The sequence below is a fragment of the Acidovorax sp. GW823-FHT02H02 genome, from assembly GCF_058797075.1.
In genome coordinates, this window is the sequence record NZ_JBXAJH010000007.1 from 146750 (window position 1) to 163973 (window position 17224).

Here is a 17224-nt window from a genome sequence, read left to right on the forward strand (position 1 = left end):
ACAGTGCCCGCTTCTTATTCCTTGTAGTAAACGATCTGGTGGCTGGTGGCCAGCATGGTGCCCGCCTCGTTCCACAGCTGCACGGTCTGGTCAAAAAAGCCGTTGCGAAACTCCTGCCCGCGCGCCTGGCCCAGCAGGTAGCCCATGCCGGTTTGCTGCAACTGCTCGGCGCTGGCGTGAAAGTACACCGTGATGGACACCGTGCCCGCTGGCACCCGGTGCGCACGGCGCAACCAGACACGGGGAAAGAACACATCGGCCAGCGCCGCCAGCGCGCAAAAGTCGAGCGGGCGCGGGGGTGCATCGCGCATCCACAGCTGGGTCAGGCTGTGGTCGCCACTGCCATCCCAGGCGCGTGGCAGCGTTCCAGTCACGGGTCGCATCTCATAGCGGCTGAGCCACTCCGAACCAAAGCCCGGCGGAATGGCGGGCAGGTCCGCCGGCTGCGGCACGTCGGGCAGGGGCACATCGCCCGCGCTCCAGGTCTCGCGGCGCACGGCCGTCACGGCGGTGGCGGTGGTGGTGACCACCTGGGCGCCATCGGCATCGGCCTGCAGGATCGACAGCGTCCAGTGCTGGGTAGAGCGATTGGTGCGCACCGGCGTGGCCTGCACGGTGAAAGGCCCCGCCACCAGGGCGCCTGCGTAGTTGACGGTGAGCGACAACGGGTCGCCCAGCCGCGCCGGGTGCTGCATGACGGCCTGCAGCAACGTGGCTGCGGTGATGCCGCCAAAGGGGCCCACCATGTTCCAGTAGCCCGCATGGGTCTGGCCCTGGTACTGGCCGGGGATTTCGGCGTGTAGCTGTATGGCTTGATCGAATGGGTGTGGGTCGGTCATGGCTGCAAGTGTGCCGCGAAACGGGCGGAGGGAGGGTCGTGGAGGGGACTGGGTTGGGGGTGGGTTGGATTGTGGTGGTGTATTTGAGGGTGGCTGGTCCTGGTTGAGGGCGGAGGCCGGGTCTCGCTCGAACTCGCTGCGCTCGGCCCCACCTCGCGGGCGCAAGCGCCTCGCGCTGCGCAGCCTGGGCCGAGCACAGCGATGGCCCGTGTGGCTGTTGGGTTGTTCAAACCCCTCCTGGCTGCGCCTGCGGCGGGGCGGTTGCCCCGAAGGGGCCGCAGACAGCAGGGTCGCCTTTTCTTTGCTTACTTTCTTTTGGCGAAGCAAAAGAAAGTGAGGCGCCCGCCGGGGCGAGACCCGGCCTCCGCACTCAACCAACGCACACCGCCCAAACCAGCGCACCAGCCCTGGCTTCGACAAGCTCAGCCCGAACGGGTGGGGAAGGCATCTCAGGCATGTAGCCAGTCAAGTCAAATCAAATCAAACAGCCTCAAAAATCCCCGCAGCCCCCTGCCCCATCCCCACACACATCGTCACCATCCCATACCTCAACTTGTTCCGCTTGAGCGCATGCACCACCGTCGCCGACCGGATCGCCCCCGTCGCCCCCAGCGGATGCCCCAGCGCAATCGCGCCCCCCATCGGGTTCACCTTGGCTGGATCCAGCCCCAGCGTGTTCATCACCGCCAGCGACTGCGCCGCAAAGGCTTCGTTCAGCTCGTACCAGTCGATGTCCTGGTGCTTGAGGCCTGCATAGCGCAGTGCGGCCGGAATGGCTTCGATAGGGCCGATCCCCATGATGTGCGGTGGCACGCCCTTGGCCGCGTAGCTCACGAAACGCGCCAGTGGCGTGAGGCCAAAGCGCTTCACGGCCGCTTCGCTGGCCAGGATCAGCGCACCGGCGCCGTCGCTGGTCTGCGAGCTGTTGCCCGCCGTGACCGAGCCGCGCGCAGCGAATACCGTGCGCAGCCTGGCCAGGCCTTCGAGCGAGGTGTCGGCGCGCGCGCCTTCGTCCAGGCTCACGGTGCGGGTGGTGGCGATGGACTCGCCGGTTTCGAGGTTGGCCGTGCGGTCGGTCACCTCGATGGGCGTGATCTCGTCGGCAAAGTAGCCGGCCTTTTGCGCAGCCAGGGCCTTCAGGTGCGACTGCAGCGCAAACTCGTCCTGCGCTTCGCGGCTCACCTTCCACTGCTGCGCCACTTTCTCGGCCGTGAGGCCCATGCCATAGGCAATGCCCACATCGCCTTCGCGCTCGAAAATGCTGGGCGACAGGCTGGGGCTGTTGCCCATCATGGGCACCATGCTCATGCTTTCCACACCGGCGGCGATCATCACCTCGGCCTCGCCCACGCGGATGCGGTCGGCGGCCATCTGCACGGCCGACAGGCCCGATGCGCAGAAACGGTTGACGGTGATGCCGCCCACGCTGGCGGGCAGGCCGGCCAGCACGGCGCCAATGCGCGCCACGTTCAGGCCCTGCTGCGCTTCAGGAATAGCGCAGCCGCAGATGATGTCTTCAATCGCTGCCGGGTCAAGACCCGGCGCAGCCGCCAGCGCCGCCTTGAGCGTGGTGGCCAGCAGATCGTCGGGGCGCATGTTGCGAAAGAAGCCGCGGTGCGAGCGCCCGATGGGCGTGCGCGTGGCTGCGACGATGTAGGCTTCCTGGATGGGTTGGGCCATGGGGTAACTCCTTCAATTCTTGGCGGGGCGGCTGGCTGGAACCCAGGCCCACGTAAAAACACATTCGACCGGCTCCACGCCGGCTTCATCGGTCACGGTGACCGCGACCTGCACCTCGCCCTGGTCGCTGGCCTGCAGGGTGGCGCGCTGCTCGGCGCTGAGCGTGGCCACGGCCTTGAGGCCACCCGTGGCGCGCTTCCTGAACGCCATGCTGAACTCCTTGGCCAGCGGCGTGCAGTCGTCGCGCACATTCATGCCCACCACCATGCCGGTGGCGGTTTCGGCCAGCAGGTTCATGGCCGAGGCGTGCACGCCACCGATGTGGTTTTGCACCCGGTGTTCGTTGGCGAGGCGCACTTCGACACGCTCGGGCGTGAGCGTGTCGAAGCGGATGCCCGCCGTGCCCGTGAAGGGCACGGCACGGCGCAGGATGATGTTCTGCACAAAGCCGCGCATGAAAGCGGGTGCCTCGTCCAGGCGCATCAGCGAACGCTGCAGCTTGTTGGGTGCGCGGTCCATCGTGGCGCTCAGTTCCTCACCGGCTTGCCGGTGTTGAGCATGCCCAGGATGCGCTCCTGCGTCTTGGGGTGCTCGATGAGCGCGCAGAACGCCTTGCGTTCCAGCGCCATCAGGTACTCCTCGCTCACCAGCGTGCCCGCATCCACGTCGCCGCCGCACACCACTTCGGCGATCAGGCTGGCGATGTGGAAGTCGTGCTGGCTGATGAAGCCGCCATCGCGCATGTTGACCAGCGAGCCCTTGATGGTGGCGATGCCGCTGCGGCCCGCCACGGGAAACAGGCGCTTGTGCGGCGCACGCCAGCCGCCGCTGGCCAGGGCCTTGGCTTCGTTGATGGCCACGAACAGCAGCTCGTCCTTGTGCGGCACGATCACGTCGCTGTGCAGCACATAGCCCAGCTTGCGCGATTCGAGCGCGCTGGTGCCCACCTTGGCCATGGCGGCGGCGGTGAAGCCTTCGGTGAGAAACGGCAGCAAGTCCTTGCCGGTCGAGGCCTCGGCGTTCTCGGCCGCACGGCGGGCGATGTAGGTCAGGCCGCCAGCGCCGGGCACCAGGCCCACCCCCACTTCGACCAGGCCGATGTAGCTTTCCATGTGCACCACGCGGCGGGCCGAGTGCACGGCCAGTTCGCAGCCACCGCCCAGCGCCATGCCGCGCACGGCAGAGACCACGGGCACGTTGGCGTAACGCAGGCGCAGCATGGTCTGCTGCATTTCGTGCTCTGCCCCTTCGACCGCGCTCACGCCGGCGATCATGAAGGCGGGCAGCATGGCCTGCAGGTCGGCACCCACGCTGAAGGGCTCGTCGCCCGACCAGATGACCACGCCCTGGAAGTCCTTCTCGGCCATCTCGACCGCCAGGTTCAGGCCCTCGCACACGTCGGGGCTGATGGCGTGCATCTTGGTCTTGATGCTGGCGATGAGCACTCCGCTACCGGAGGGACGGTCATCGCCGTCCAGCGTCCACAGGCGGATGGCGTCGTCTTCGTGCAGCGTCTTGCCAGCCGTCTTGTAGTCGGGCAAGGCTTCGCCCAGCAGTCTTTCAGGAAAATGCTGCCTGGCGTACACGGGCAAAGCGCGACGCGCTACGAATTTGGCAGCGGATGCACTCCACGAGCCTTGCGCGGTGTGCACGCCACCGGCCTCGGCCACGGGGCCCTTGAAGACCCACTCGGGCAACGGCGCACGGCTCAATGCCTTGCCGGCATCGATGTCTTCCTGGATCATCTTCGCCACTTCGAGCCAGCCGGCTTCCTGCCACAGCTCGAACGGGCCCTGCTGCATGCCGAAGCCCCAGCGCATGGCCTGGTCCACGTCGCGGGCGTTGTCGGCAATGGTGCCCAGGTGCACGGCCGCATAGTGAAAGCTGTTGCGCAGGATCGCCCACAGGAACTGGCCCTGCGCGCCTTCGGCATTGCGCAGCAGCTTCAGGCGCTGGGCGGCAGGCTTCTTGAGCATGCGGCCGTACACCTCGTCGGCCTTCTGGCCGCCAGGCACGTAGTCTTCCGCCTCCAGTTCGAAGCGCAGCACATCGCGACCGACCTTCTTGTAGAAACCGGCCTGGGTCTTCTGGCCCAGGTGGCCCAGCTCCAGCAGCTTTTTCAGCACGGCGGGCGTTTCAAAGCTGGCGTAGAACGGGTCGCTCTTCTCGTCCAGGTTGTCCTGCAGCGTCTTGATGACATGGGCCATGGTGTCCAGCCCCACCACGTCGGCGGTGCGGAAGGTGCCGCTGCTGGCACGGCCCAGCTTCTTGCCCGTGAGGTCGTCCACCACATCAAAGCTCAGGCCGAAATTCTCGACTTCCTTCATGGTGGCCAGCATGCCGGCGATGCCCACGCGGTTGGCGATGAAGTTGGGCGTGTCGTGCGCGCGCACCACGCCCTTGCCCAGGCCGCTGGTCACGAAGGCTTCGAGCTGGTCGAGCACCTCGGGGGCGGTGGTGGGGGTGTCGATCAGTTCCACCAGCGTCATGTAGCGCGGCGGGTTGAAGAAGTGGATGCCGCAAAAGCGCGGCTTGATGTTCTCGGGCAGCGCCTCGCTCAATTTGGTGATCGACAGGCCCGAGGTGTTGGACGCCACGATGGCGTGCGGCGCCACGAATGGCGCGATCTTCTTGTACAGGTCGAGCTTCCAGTCCATGCGCTCGGCGATGGCCTCGATGATGAGGTCGCAGTCGCGCAATTGCTCCAGGTGCTCTTCGTAGTTGGCCTGGCCGATCAGGGCGGCGTCGTCGGCCACGCCCAGCGGTGCGGGCTTGAGCTTCTTGAGGTTGTCGATGGCGCGGGTGACGATGCCGTTCTTGGCGCCTTCCTTGGCGGGAAGGTCGAACAGCACCACCGGCACCTTGACGTTGACGAGATGCGCTGCAATCTGCGCGCCCATCACGCCTGCGCCGAGCACGGCGACTTTCTTCACTTGGAATCTGGACATATTTTGATGAGTTTCAATTCCGTTCGGGCTGAGCTTGTCGAAGCCGTGGCGAGGGTTTGCATCCAGGCCCTTCGACAAGCTCAGGGCGAGCGGGGGTTAAGAGCGTGGGCGTTTACTGCACCCGGATCCAGGTCTGCGTGCGACCAAAGGGGCCGATGGAGCCGCGCACTTCGAGTTTTTTGCCGCCCTCGATGGGCGTCAGGCGCAGCGTGTAGTTGCGGCCGTTCTCGGGATCGAGAATCTTGCCGCCTTCCCACACATCCTTGTCCTCGGCCTTCTTGGCGTTGCGGATGATCTCCAGGCCCTGCAGCGGCTTGTCCTTGCGGTCGTCGCTGCATTCCTTGCACAGCTCGTCGGGCTTGGCGTCCTTGGCCAGGCGCTTTTCGAGCACGCCAGACAGTGCGCCACCGTTGTCACGGATGCGGATTTCCGCCTTGGCCTCACCGGTCTTGTCGTCGATGTTGCGCCACAGGCCCTCGGGCGTCATCTGCGCCCATGCGGGCACCGCAGACGCTACCAACACAATAGCTGCTACCGCTTTATACATAGAGGCTCCATTGCAAAAAGGCTTGAAATCCGCCCCACCTGCCGGTCAGGCCAGGGCCAGGTCGGTGTCCATCAGCACCTGGCTGCCCGCACGCGCCGTACGCATGAGCGTGGCGGTCTCGGGGAACAGCTTGGCGAAGTAAAAGCGTGCGGTCTGCAGCTTGGCGCCATAGAACGGGTCGGTGTTGCCGGCGGCGATTTCGCGCAGTGCCACCTGGGCCATGCGGGCGAAGAAATAGCCAAACACCAGGTGGCCGGCCACGCGCAGGTAGTCCACGGCGGCGGCGCCCACTTCGTCAGGGTTCTGCAGGCCCTTGAAACCGATCTCGGTGGTGAACTTGGTCATCTGGTCGCCGAGGTAGGCGATGGGGTTGATGAACTCGGCCATCTTTTCGTTGACGCCCTCTTCCTCCACCAGCTGGCCCACCAGCTTGCCAAACTTCTTGAGCGAGGCGCCGTTGTTGCCCAGGATCTTGCGGCCCAGCAGGTCCAGCGACTGAATGGTGTTGGTGCCTTCGTAGATCATGTTGATGCGCGCATCGCGCACATGCTGCTCCATGCCCCATTCCTTGATGTAGCCGTGGCCGCCAAAGACCTGCTGGCACATCACGGTGGCTTCAAAGCCGTTGTCGGTGATGAAGGCCTTGACGATGGGGGTCAGCAGGGCCAGCATTTCGCCGGAGTCCTTGCGCACCTTCTCATCGGGGTGGCTCAGTTCCTTGTCCAGCAGCACGGCGCAGAAGCACTGCAGCGCACGGGCGCCTTCGGCGTAGGCCTTGGCGGTGAGCAGCATCTTGCGCACGTCGGGGTGCACGATGATGGGGTCGGCCGGCTTGTCCTTGGCCTTGGTGCCCGAGAGGCTGCGCATCTGAATGCGGTCCTTGGCGTAGGCCAGCGCGTTCTGAAAGGCTACTTCGGTCAAACCCAGCGACTGGTTGCCAACGCCCAGGCGGGCGGCGTTCATCATCACGAACATGGCGGCCAGGCCCTTGTGCGGCTGGCCCACCAGGGTGCCGGTGGCGCCGTCGATCACGATCTGCGCCGTGGCGTTGCCGTGGATGCCCATCTTGTGCTCCAGGCCGCCGCAGTAAATCGCGTTGCGCTCGCCCAGGCTGCCGTCGGCATTCACCTGGAACTTGGGCACCACGAACAGGCTGATGCCCTTGCTGCCCGCGGGCGCATCGGGCAGGCGGGCCAGCACCAGGTGCACGATGTTGCGGGTCATGTCGTGCTCGCCGGCCGAGATGAAGATCTTGGCGCCGGTGATCTTGTAGGTGCCATCGGGCTGGGGTTCGGCCTTGGTGCGCAGCAGGCCCAGGTCGGTGCCGCAGTGGGGTTCGGTCAGGCACATGGTGCCGGTCCACTCGCCGCTGGTCAGCTTGGGCAGGTAGATCTTCTTTTGCTCTTCGGTGCCGTGGGCGTGCAGGCATTCGTAGGCGCCGTGCGAGAGGCCGGGGTACATGGTCCAGGCCTGGTTGGCCGAGTTCATCATCTCGTAGAAGCACTGGTTCACCACGAACGGCAGGCCCTGGCCACCGTACTCTGGGTGGCAGGAGAGTGCCGCCCAGCCGCCTTCGACGTACTTGGCGTAGGCTTCCTTGAAGCCCTGGGGCGTGGTCACTTCATGGGTGGTCTTGTCGAGCGTGCAGCCTTCGGTGTCGCCGCTGATGTTGATCGGAAAAGCCACCTCGGCCGCAAACTTGCCGCCTTCTTCGAGCACGGCGTTGATGGTGTCCGCATCCACGTCGGCATGCGGCGGCAGCGCCTTCAATTCATCACTGACCTTGAGCACTTCGTGCATGACGAATTGCATGTCGCGCAGGGGCGGCGTGTAGGTAGGCATGGGTTTACTCCTTGGGGGTTTGGGTGGAAACGGGGCGGCCCTTGGCCGCAGCCGGTTGGCTGCAGCGGGCCAGAATGTTGTTGAACCCCGTGATGGCGCGATCGATGGCCCCCGGGGTTTGCAGGAAGCGCGCTTCGTAGTGCAGCGCCAGGATGAGGCCGTGGATTTCAAACAGCATCTGTTCGGGACTCACCTCGTCGCGCAGCTGGCCCAGCTCCTTGCAATGCTCGATGGCGCGCTGCATGGCAGCCAGCCAGGTTCGCACCGAATTGACCAGCGCATCGCGCACCAGCCCGGTACGGTCGCCAAACTCGATGGCGCCGCTGATGTAGATGCAGCCCGAATCGATCTCGATCGAAGTGCGCTTCATCCAGTTGTCGAACAGGGCCCGCAGGCGTGGCACGCCGCGCGGTGCGCTCATGGCCGGGTAGAACACCTCTTGCTCGAAGCGGGTGTGGTATTCGCGGATGACCGAGATCTGCAGCTCTTCGCGCGAGCCGAAATGGGCAAAGACACCCGACTTGCTCATGCCGGTGATGTCTGCCAGCGCACCAATCGACAGCCCCTCCAGGCCAATGTGGGTGGCCAGCCCCAGGGCGGCCTCCACGATGACGGCCTTGGTTTGCTGGCCTTTTTGCAGGGCGCGGCCCGTGCCGCCGGCAGCGCGCGCGATACGGGTGGCCTGACGGGAGTTGGTAGGTAAGGGCATATGCAAAATAAAACGAACGTTCGTTCTATTTTGCAGCATTTTTGATGCTGCGTCCAAAGCCCCACCAAAGATTTGGGCTTATTTTTGCGGGCGTTGTTCGCACGCCACCGGCCGCCACTGTCCGATGTGGCCGCCAGAGACGGCCAAGTTGCGGCTGCCGGCCTATGCCGTCACAGCATCAGCGCAAGACTAGCGTCCAGATGCTCGGTTGGCAACCGCCGAAAACCCGAACGGGCATAGCGCTGCAAGCGGCCCAGCGTGAAGGCCGTCAGCACACTGGCCGCCACCTGGGCGTCCACCGTGGGCGTGGCGGAGTTCGCCGTGCCCGCTGCCGCGCGCAGGCACTGGCGCAGCGAGGATTCGATGCGCTCGAAGAACTGGTTCATGCGCTGTTGCAGGCGCTCGTGCTCCAGCACCAGCGCATCGCCCACCATCACCCGCACCAGGCCCGGATTGCGCTCGCCAAACTGCAGCAGCAGCGCCACCACGCGCGCCGCCTGGTGGGCACCGCCTTCAATGGCTTGCCCACCATCGGCCAGGTCGCGCCCGACGATCTGCGCCACCCGCGTGAACACGGTCTGCTCGATGAAATCGATCAGGCCCTCGAACATCTGCGCCTTGCTGGCGAAATGGCGGTACAGGGCCGCCTCGCTGACCGACAGGCGCGCCGCCAGCGCCGCCGTGGTGATGCGCTCGGCCCCGGGCTGCTCCAGCATCCCGGCCAGCGCCTGCAGGATCTGCGCCCGGCGCTCGCCGGGCTTGGGCCGCTTGCGCACAGCGGTGCCGTCGCCCGCATCGGCAGCGCTGACTGGCTCGGAGGTGGGCGATGGTTCAGACATGCAGCAAACAAGAAGTGGAGGCACCGGCCCCGTGCACGCAACCCACGTACCGGGGCGCGCAAGGCAGGCAATCCATGGGGTGGGCAAGTGCGTAAATCATGTATGGAAATGATTCTCGCACAGGCATTCCACGGTGCCGGCAGGCGCGGCAGCGCAGCCATTCAGGCGCCGGCAACCGGCGGCTAGGGCGGAAACACCACCGTGACCACCAGCCCACGCCCTTGAGCGCCGGCCCCCAGGGTCAGCGTCGCATGGTGCACGCGGGCAATCTCATCGGCAATGGCGAGCCCCAGGCCAGTGCCCTCGCCCACCGAGCCGGGCACGCGGTAAAAGCGCTGCATCACCCGCCCGCGCTCGGCCTCGGGGACACCGGGGCCATCGTCTTCCACCTGCAGGAACACCCGGGGCAGACCCATGGCATGGCGCACGCCGCAGCGAATGGTGACGATTCCGGCAGCCGGCGTGTACTTGATGGCGTTGTCCACCAGATTGGAGAGCAGCTCGCGCAGCAACCAGTCGTGGCCTGTGACGTGCGCAGACTGCACATCGAGCCCCAGATCCAGCCCCTTGCCGGTGGCGGCATCGAGAAAGGATTCGAGCAGGGTTTCACACAGGTCCTTCAGGTCCACGCGCCGGGACGGCTGGGCATCCAGGCTGCGCGCGTCGGCCCGCGACAGGGCCAGCAACTGGTGCGCCAGCTGCGAGGTGCGGCGCGTGGCATGGCGCAGCTTTTCGATCTGCTCAACGCCTAGAACAATAGCGCCTTGCGCCTGCCCACCCTGGGCTGGAGGGTGTTTTTTATCAAAGTTCAACGACAGGGATGCCGGCACGGAGGCGCGGGCCACCATAGCCCATGCCTCCACCTGGGCCTGCAGGCCGGCCAGCGGTGTGCGCAGCTGGTGGGCCGCATCGGCCACAAAGCGGCGCTGTCCTTCTGCCTGCGCATTCACCAGGGCGAACAGGCGGTTGAGCGAGCGCACCAGCGGCCGCACCTCGGCGGGCGATGCGGCTTCGTCAATCGGACTCAGGTCGCGCGGCGAACGGCGCTCCACGGCGTCGGCCAGGTCCACCAGCGGCTTGAAGGCCCGGCGCACCGCCCAGTGAATGGCCAGCCCCGCCGCCGCCACCAGCACCAGGTTGGGCAGCAACACCCGCAGCAGCAGCTGCTGCGCCCATTGCTGGCGCGGATCGGACCCATCGGCCAGCGCCACCACCAGCTCGCCAGCCCCCGTGCGCCCGCGCTGCACCGCCACGCGGTAGGTGACGCCGCCATATTCCAGGCTGTGGAACTCGGGCGCCTGCGTGGTGGGCACGGCAGGTTGCACCCAGGCATCGCCCAGCAACAGGCGGCCGGAGGTGTCGCGCACGCTGTAGGCCGCGTAGCCTGGGTGCTGGCGCAAAAAATCCTCCACCGGCGGCGCCAGCAGCAGCAAGGGCGGTTCGCTGTCGCGGATGGGCGGAGCCAGTACGGAATCGGCCAGCGCCGGCAGCAGGCGCAGCAGGCGCTGGTCGTGCCGCTCTGCGGCCTCGTCCGCCGAGCGGTAGTCGAGCCAGACACCCACCAGCGCCAGCGCCAGCAGGGGCAGCACCAGCAGCATCAGCAGCCGGTTGCGCAGATCGGAAGTCATCGCGCGAAGTCGGGGCCGCTGCATGGTGGAGCCCAGGTTTACTGCGCGTGCAATTCCAGCCGGTAGCCAAAACCGCGAATCGAGCGCAGGGCCACGCCATGCGGCTCCAGCTTGCCGCGCAGCCGCGACACATAGACCTCGACGGCGTTGGGCGTGATTTCCTTGTCCCAGCCGGTCAGCGCCTGCAGCAGCTTGTCCTTGCTGGCCGGCTTGGGGGCGTGGATGAGCAGGTATTCCAGCACCGTCCATTCCCGCGGGCCGAGATCGATCACCTGTTCGGCATCGTCCGTCCGGATGCTGGCGCGGCGCCCGGCCGTGTCCAGCGCCAGCGGGCCAAAGCTCAGCACCGCCGTGGTGGCGGCCTGCGAGCGGCGCAGCAGGGCGCGCAACCGCGCCAGCAGCTCGGGCAATTCGAAGGGCTTGACCATGTAATCGTCCGCGCCCCAATCGAGCCCCTGCACCCGGTCGTGCAGGGCATCGCGGGCCGTGAGAATCAGCACCGGCATCGCGGGGCTGGCCATGCCGGGGCGGCGCAGGCGGCGGGTCAGCTCCAGCCCGTCCATGGCGGGCAGGCCGATGTCGATGATGGCCGCATCGAAAGACTCGGTGCGCAGCACCTCTTCGGCGCGCTCGCCACTGCCCACCCAATCGACCGCGTAGCCGGCATCGGTGAGCCCCAGCTTGATGCCGCTGGCCACCATGACGTCGTCTTCGACCAGCAGCAAGCGCATGTCAATGCTCCACCGGGCCGCGCACGGCTCCCGGCCCCAGCAACTGGCGCGGCCAAGGCCAGTGCACCCGTGGAACTGGCTTTGCCAGGCCACCGGGTGCGTCCCCCTCCCGAAGGAGAGGGGGAAGGCGCCAAAGGCGACTCAGGGGGAGCATCTCAATGACTGCGGATCATGGTGCCGTAGGCCTGATCGGTCAGGATTTCCAGCAGCATGGCGTGCGGCACGCGGCCGTCGATGATGTGCACGGCATTCACGCCGGCCCGGGCGGCATCGAGCGCCCCCGCAATCTTGGGCAGCATGCCGCCTGAAATGGTGCCATCGGCAAACAGGGCATCGATCTCGCGCGCGGTGAGGTCGGTGAGCAGCTGGCCCGCCTTGTCCAGCACGCCGGGGGTGTTGGTCAGCAGCATGAGCTTTTCGGCCTGCAGCACCGTGGCCAGCTTGCTGGCCACCACGTCGGCGTTGATGTTGTAGCTCTCGTTGTTTTCGCCAAAGCCGATCGGGCTGATGACGGGGATGAAGGCATCGTCCTGCAGGGCCTTGACCACGCTGGGGTCGATGGACACGATGTCGCCCACCTGGCCCACGTCGTGCTCGATGCTCGGGTCCTTGCTGTCCACCATCTTGAGCTTTTGCGCGCGGATCATGCCGCCATCGCGCCCGGTGAGGCCCACGGCCTTGCCGCCGGCCTGGTTGATCAGGCCCACGATATCCTGCTGCACCTCGCCGGCCAGCACCCACTCCACCACTTCCATGGTTTCGGCGTCGGTCACACGCATGCCCTGGATGAAATGGCCCTTCTTGCCCAGGCGGTTGAGCGCCGTCTCGATCTGCGGGCCGCCCCCGTGCACCACCACCGGGTTCATGCCCACCAGCTTGAGCAGCACCACGTCTTCGGCAAAATCGGCCTGCAGGTCGGGGTCGGTCATGGCATTGCCGCCGTACTTGATGACCATGGTCTTGCCATGGAACTTGCGGATATAGGGCAGCGCCTGCGCCAGGATTTCAGCCTTGTCGCGCGGGCCGATGTGGGACAGGTCGGGGTCGGGGGAAGGGTCGGTCATGGAAGCGGGCCATTCGGTGAAAACAATGAGGCACAAATTGTGCCGCATCCATGGGGCCGGTCAGGCCTTGGGGCCCTGGGGCTCGCGCAGCAGCTGCACCAGCGCATCGCGCCAGGCAAACAAGACGGCCAGCACACCCGCCAGCACGGCCACCAGCGCAATCACCATCAGCGGGCGCGGACGCTCCGGCCGGCTGGGCACGGACGGCTGGGCGATGAACTGCGCTTGCGACAGAAAACGGGCGCTGATGGACGACATGTCTGCCGCCAGCGAGGACAGTTTTTCCCGCTGTGCCTCGGTGTTGGTCTCCTTGGAAAACCGCACGATCACATCGGCCAGCTTGAGTACGCTCTCGCTGCCACTGCGCGCCTGGCCCAGCGCGGCCTGTGCGTCTGTGATGAGCGCCTTGGCAAACGCCTGTTGCTCCATTTCGCGATCAAGTCGCTGGAGTTTTTCGCGAATATCGATCATTTCAGACTCTGCGCCCACCAGCTGTGCCACGGGCGACATGAACTTCTCGTTGTCCTTTCGCACATCCACCACCTGCTGGTTTTCACGCCGCGCAACGTCGGGATAACTGGACATGACCTTCTTCAACGCCGCCACGCGGTTCTGCGCCTGCTCGATGTCAAACTCGTACTTGAGCTTGCGCTCCAGCGCGCGGTCGGAGAACTGGCGGTTGTCCGCCGCCCAGCGGGAAACCTGGTCGCGTACCGTCTCGCGCGTGGCCACGTCCTTGAAATACGCCCCCAGCCAGCCCGCCACACCGGCGGCCTGGTGGGGGTCGGGTGCCGAATAGCTCAGCTGCACACCCAGGTAGACCGAGGCCTTGCCCTCCTTGCCTTCCTTGCTGAGAAGCAGCTTTTCACGCTCTTGTTCGATCTGCAGCAAAATATCCGGCAGTTGCTTGGCATCCACCTTGCTGACCTTGGGCACGGGCATAAGCCATTCGCCGCGCGGCATGTCACGTACCAGTTTTTCGACCTGGGATGGATCCAGCCCCGGCGGCGGCACCACGCCAACATACTGCTGCACCGTGTGCCCGTCCACGGCCAATTCCGCAAATCGCTTGTATTCCGCCGTACCGATTTCCATGCTGAGCACGCCCTCGGATTTGTAGCGCAGCAGCGGGCCATAGCCCAGAGCCGCTCCAACACCCGCACCAACCACCATGGCAACCAACACGGCCACGACTTTTTTACGCATTCTTCACTCCAAAATTTTCAGTTGACCCGATGTACAGGGTGTGTGCCGTTGCGGGGCAGCCCCGTTCGCTTTCTCCGTGGTGGATGCCCGCAAAGATTCGGGGCTGTATCCATGCACCAGTTGCAGCAGGATGCTTCTCATGGTTTCCTGATCGCTCTGTATGGCGGCGTGCCGCATTTCCACCAGTACCGGTGCCAGTTGCGGCCAGGGCAGGAAGTCTTCGTGCGCCTTCATGATGCGCGCGTGGGCGGTGCCTTCGGGATTATCGCTAATGAGCAGTTCCTCATAGAGCTTCTCTCCGGGCCGCAGGCCGGTGATGCGGATTTCGATGTCGCCACCAGGATGGTCTTCGTCGCACACCGTCATGCCCGACAGCTCCACCATGCGCCGTGCCAAGTCCATGATCTTGACCGGCTGCCCCATGTCCAGCACAAACACATCACCGCCGCGCGCCATGGCACCGGCCTGCAGCACCAGCTGGGCGGCCTCGGGAATGGTCATGAAGTACCGGGTGACTTCCGCGTGCGTCACCGTCAACGGGCCACCATCGCGCAATTGTTTGCGAAACAGGGGCACCACGCTGCCGCTGCTGCCCAGCACATTGCCGAAGCGCACCATGGAAAACAGAGTGCGGTTGCGAACCTCGGGGCTTTGCGATCCGTCGGGCAGATGAAAAACCACCGAGGCGCTGGCCGACAACGCCTGCAGCACCAGTTCGGCCATGCGCTTGGTGGCCCCCATCACATTGGTGGGGCGCACGGCCTTGTCGGTGGACACCAGCACAAAGTGGGCCACTTCGCTTTCCATGGCCGCACGGGCCATGTTCAAGGTGCCGAACACATTGTTCAATACCCCCTCGGATGGATTGCTCTCCACCAGCGGCACATGCTTGTATGCGGCCGCGTGGTAAACGGTGGCGGGCCGGTACAGGTGGCAAATTTCCTTCAGGCGCCCAAAATTGCCGACGCTGGCGAGCAGCGGAACCAGGTCCACCGGCAACGCATGCTCGGTGCACAAACCCTCCAGCTCGCGGTGGATGGAGTAAAGGCCAAACTCGTTGTGCTCCACCAGCACCAGCTGGCGCGGTTTCTCTTGAATGATCTGGCGGCACAGCTCGCTGCCTATGCTGCCGCCGGCGCCGGTCACCAGCACGACCTTGCCAGCCAGGTTCTTGGCCAGCAACGACGAATCGGGCGGCACGGGTGGGCGCCCCAAAAGGTCTTCGACATCGAGCTCCTGAAAATCCTGCATCGTCACCCGGCCCGATGCCAGGTCGCCCATGCCGGGCAGGCTGCGCACGTGCACATGCAGCTTGCGCAACATGGCAACGATTTCATTGCGGCGCGTGCGGTCGAGCGACGGCATGGCCAGCAAAATATCGGTAACGCCCATGCGCTCCACGGCATCGGCCACCTCGTCGGGTGCGATGACGTCAACACCGTTGATGCTGCGCCCCGCCTTGGCCTGGTCATCGTCGATAAAACCCAGCAGCACAAACTGGTGTGCCAGACCCAACGCGTACGCAGTCTGGACCCCCGCATCGCCGGCCCCGTAGATCAGCAAGCGGCCCTTGGCATGGCGCGCCTTGCGGGTGCCACCCGCCAGCCAATAGCGTGCAATCGCCCGGCTGCCCCCTACCAGCAGCAAAAAAATCAGCGGCTGAATCAGGCCCACGCTGCGCGGCACCCCATCCCACTTCAACACCAGCAGGGCAATAAAAAACAGTACCGCATAGACCCCCACAGCCTTGGCTGTAGTGAACAGCGCCGCCATGCCGGTGTAACGGAAAATGGCGCGGTACAGCCCAAAGCGCACAAACAGGGGCACCGCCAGCAAGGGCGCCAGCAGGTAGACATACTGTTGCTGCGCTTGCGGCAGACCCGTCTGGTCGATGCGCAAATAGAAAGCGGCCCAGACCGAAAGCAACGACAGCACCAGATCGATCGCTACCACCACCAGGCGTTTGACAGGGCGCGGCAGCACCAGCAATGGAGTCACCATGAATTTATGAATTGGCATTTCTCGACTTCTTATTTCGCGGCCACAGCCTGACCGGGTTGCAGCACCACCCCGGCCACCACCGTTACCCCATAGCCCAGAACAGCCCCCGCCTGCATCCAGGCGCCATGCCCCAAGACCGAGCCACCCGCCATGCCCGCCTTCACACCCAAATGGCCAAAGTTTTCCACCTGGCAATGGTGGTCTACCACCGCACCGCAATTGACAATAACGCCAGTACCCAACTGTGCTTCGGTTCCGACAATGGCACCGGCCATGACAGCACTGCCAACGCCAATGCGCGCCCGGGGCGACACCATGGCCTGGGGGTGAATCACCGTAGCCAGCTCGAAACCCGCTGCACCCAGCCTGTGATGCAGTTCCTCGCGCAAGCGGTTGTTGCCTATGGCCACAATGGCAGCATCTGCATGCGGGCGGCACCGGTCCAGGTCAGCCGTGCTGCCGAATACCGGCCACTCCCACACCTGGCCCAAACCAGGCGCCGCATCGTCCACGAAACCCGCCAACGTGAAGACACCACCGGCCAGCACCGCCTCGGCCACCGAACGGCCATGGCCACCGGCTCCCACGATCAACAAACGTTTCATTGCAGGCATTCCATCAATGGGTGATTCCGTCGCGCCGAATGACCTTCACGAACGTCAGCCACAGGATACGAATATCAAACCACAGCGACTGGCGCTGCAGATACTCCACATCCAGCTTCACCTTGTCAGGTATGGGCAGCTCGTCGCGCCCATTGATTTGCGCCCAGCCCGTCAACCCCGGCACCAATGCATGCACACCCAACTGCGTGCGCAATTCAATCAGGTCATGCTGATTAAAAAGCGCAGGCCGGGGACCGACAAAGCTCATGTCGCCGACCAGAATGCTCCAAAGTTGGGGCAATTCGTCCAGACTGCTCTTGCGCAAGAAGCTGCCAATCGGCGTGAGGTGCGCGTTCGCATCCACCAGCAGATGCGTGGCCACGGCGGGCGTGCCAACCCGCATGCTGCGGAACTTGGGCATCCGGAAAATTCTGTTGTTTCGACCCACGCGGTCCGACCAGTACAAAGCCGGGCCGAACGAAGTCAGACGCACAGCCACCGCGACCAAGAGCACCGGCAGGGCCAAAATCACAGCCGCCGCACAAGCCAGCAAAAAATCAAACCCTCTTTTCACATCAACCTTCT

General features: G+C 65.1%; 15 protein-coding genes. All 15 read right to left on the minus strand.

Going from position 1 to position 17224, the window contains the following annotated elements:
- Positions 1-14: 14 nt before the first annotated feature.
- Positions 15-839, minus strand: coding sequence for an acyl-CoA thioesterase (locus AC1RDS_RS09950; RefSeq protein WP_092697596.1), 825 nt, complete (start codon positions 837-839; stop codon positions 15-17).
- Between the two features lie 480 nt (positions 840-1319).
- Positions 1320-2519, minus strand: a complete 1200-nt coding sequence (locus AC1RDS_RS09955; RefSeq protein WP_092697595.1) for an acetyl-CoA C-acyltransferase — start codon at positions 2517-2519, stop codon at positions 1320-1322.
- A gap of 12 nt (positions 2520-2531) precedes the next feature.
- Entirely contained in the window at positions 2532-3038 is a 507-nt protein-coding gene (locus AC1RDS_RS09960; RefSeq protein WP_092697594.1) for a DUF4442 domain-containing protein, read from the minus strand.
- An 8-nt stretch (positions 3039-3046) separates the two neighbouring features.
- On the minus strand, positions 3047-5467 hold the full coding sequence (locus AC1RDS_RS09965; RefSeq protein WP_492226895.1) for a 3-hydroxyacyl-CoA dehydrogenase/enoyl-CoA hydratase family protein: 2421 nt from the start codon (positions 5465-5467) through the stop codon (positions 3047-3049).
- Positions 5468-5579: 112 nt separating this feature from the next.
- The gene (locus AC1RDS_RS09970; RefSeq protein WP_034712593.1) at positions 5580-6014 is read right to left on the minus strand and encodes a DUF2147 domain-containing protein; all 435 of its coding nucleotides are present in this window, start codon (positions 6012-6014) and stop codon (positions 5580-5582) included.
- Between the two features lie 45 nt (positions 6015-6059).
- Complete coding sequence (locus AC1RDS_RS09975) at positions 6060-7856, minus strand: acyl-CoA dehydrogenase C-terminal domain-containing protein (RefSeq protein ID WP_026436710.1); 1797 nt, start codon at positions 7854-7856, stop codon at positions 6060-6062.
- Positions 7857-7860: 4 nt separating this feature from the next.
- Complete coding sequence (locus tag AC1RDS_RS09980) at positions 7861-8565, minus strand: TetR/AcrR family transcriptional regulator (protein ID WP_026436711.1); 705 nt, start codon at positions 8563-8565, stop codon at positions 7861-7863.
- Between the two features lie 170 nt (positions 8566-8735).
- On the minus strand, positions 8736-9404 hold the full coding sequence (gene slmA, locus AC1RDS_RS09985; RefSeq protein WP_092697589.1) for a nucleoid occlusion factor SlmA: 669 nt from the start codon (positions 9402-9404) through the stop codon (positions 8736-8738).
- A gap of 182 nt (positions 9405-9586) precedes the next feature.
- Positions 9587-11032, minus strand: coding sequence for a sensor histidine kinase (locus AC1RDS_RS09990; protein ID WP_492226896.1), 1446 nt, complete (start codon positions 11030-11032; stop codon positions 9587-9589).
- Positions 11033-11070: 38 nt separating this feature from the next.
- Complete coding sequence (locus AC1RDS_RS09995; RefSeq protein WP_092697587.1) at positions 11071-11763, minus strand: response regulator transcription factor; 693 nt, start codon at positions 11761-11763, stop codon at positions 11071-11073.
- Positions 11764-11918: 155 nt separating this feature from the next.
- A complete protein-coding gene (gene argB / locus AC1RDS_RS10000; RefSeq protein WP_092697586.1) occupies positions 11919-12827 on the minus strand; it encodes an acetylglutamate kinase in 909 nt (302 codons plus the stop codon).
- Between the two features lie 60 nt (positions 12828-12887).
- Positions 12888-14033, minus strand: a complete 1146-nt coding sequence (locus AC1RDS_RS10005) for a hypothetical protein (protein WP_492226897.1) — start codon at positions 14031-14033, stop codon at positions 12888-12890.
- A gap of 3 nt (positions 14034-14036) precedes the next feature.
- Positions 14037-16052 carry a polysaccharide biosynthesis protein gene (locus AC1RDS_RS10010; protein ID WP_492226898.1) on the minus strand — a complete coding sequence of 672 codons (2016 nt, stop codon included), beginning with the start codon at positions 16050-16052 and terminating at the stop codon, positions 14037-14039.
- Between the two features lie 11 nt (positions 16053-16063).
- Positions 16064-16639: a NeuD/PglB/VioB family sugar acetyltransferase gene (locus AC1RDS_RS10015; RefSeq protein ID WP_348688839.1), complete on the minus strand. Its 576-nt coding sequence runs from the start codon at positions 16637-16639 to the stop codon at positions 16064-16066.
- Positions 16640-16652: 13 nt separating this feature from the next.
- Complete coding sequence (locus tag AC1RDS_RS10020; RefSeq protein ID WP_492226925.1) at positions 16653-17213, minus strand: sugar transferase; 561 nt, start codon at positions 17211-17213, stop codon at positions 16653-16655.
- Positions 17214-17224: the final 11 nt, after the last annotated feature.

Bases quoted from the DNA above. Each gene is read 5' to 3' on its own strand.
- AC1RDS_RS09950 (WP_092697596.1), bottom strand. From the start codon at position 839: ATGACCGACCCACACCCATTCGATCAAGCCATACAGCTACACGCCGAA.
- AC1RDS_RS09955 (WP_092697595.1), bottom strand. From the start codon at position 2,519: ATGGCCCAACCCATCCAGGAAGCCTACATCGTCGCAGCCACGCGCACG.
- AC1RDS_RS09960 (WP_092697594.1), bottom strand. From the start codon at position 3,038: ATGGACCGCGCACCCAACAAGCTGCAGCGTTCGCTGATGCGCCTGGAC.
- AC1RDS_RS09965 (WP_492226895.1), bottom strand. From the start codon at position 5,467: ATGTCCAGATTCCAAGTGAAGAAAGTCGCCGTGCTCGGCGCAGGCGTG.
- AC1RDS_RS09970 (WP_034712593.1), bottom strand. From the start codon at position 6,014: ATGTATAAAGCGGTAGCAGCTATTGTGTTGGTAGCGTCTGCGGTGCCC.
- AC1RDS_RS09975 (WP_026436710.1), bottom strand. From the start codon at position 7,856: ATGCCTACCTACACGCCGCCCCTGCGCGACATGCAATTCGTCATGCAC.
- AC1RDS_RS09980 (WP_026436711.1), bottom strand. From the start codon at position 8,565: ATGCCCTTACCTACCAACTCCCGTCAGGCCACCCGTATCGCGCGCGCT.
- slmA (WP_092697589.1), bottom strand. From the start codon at position 9,404: ATGTCTGAACCATCGCCCACCTCCGAGCCAGTCAGCGCTGCCGATGCG.
- AC1RDS_RS09990 (WP_492226896.1), bottom strand. From the start codon at position 11,032: ATGACTTCCGATCTGCGCAACCGGCTGCTGATGCTGCTGGTGCTGCCC.
- AC1RDS_RS09995 (WP_092697587.1), bottom strand. From the start codon at position 11,763: ATGCGCTTGCTGCTGGTCGAAGACGACGTCATGGTGGCCAGCGGCATC.
- argB (WP_092697586.1), bottom strand. From the start codon at position 12,827: ATGACCGACCCTTCCCCCGACCCCGACCTGTCCCACATCGGCCCGCGC.
- AC1RDS_RS10005 (WP_492226897.1), bottom strand. From the start codon at position 14,033: ATGCGTAAAAAAGTCGTGGCCGTGTTGGTTGCCATGGTGGTTGGTGCG.
- AC1RDS_RS10010 (WP_492226898.1), bottom strand. From the start codon at position 16,052: ATGCCAATTCATAAATTCATGGTGACTCCATTGCTGGTGCTGCCGCGC.
- AC1RDS_RS10015 (WP_348688839.1), bottom strand. From the start codon at position 16,639: ATGAAACGTTTGTTGATCGTGGGAGCCGGTGGCCATGGCCGTTCGGTG.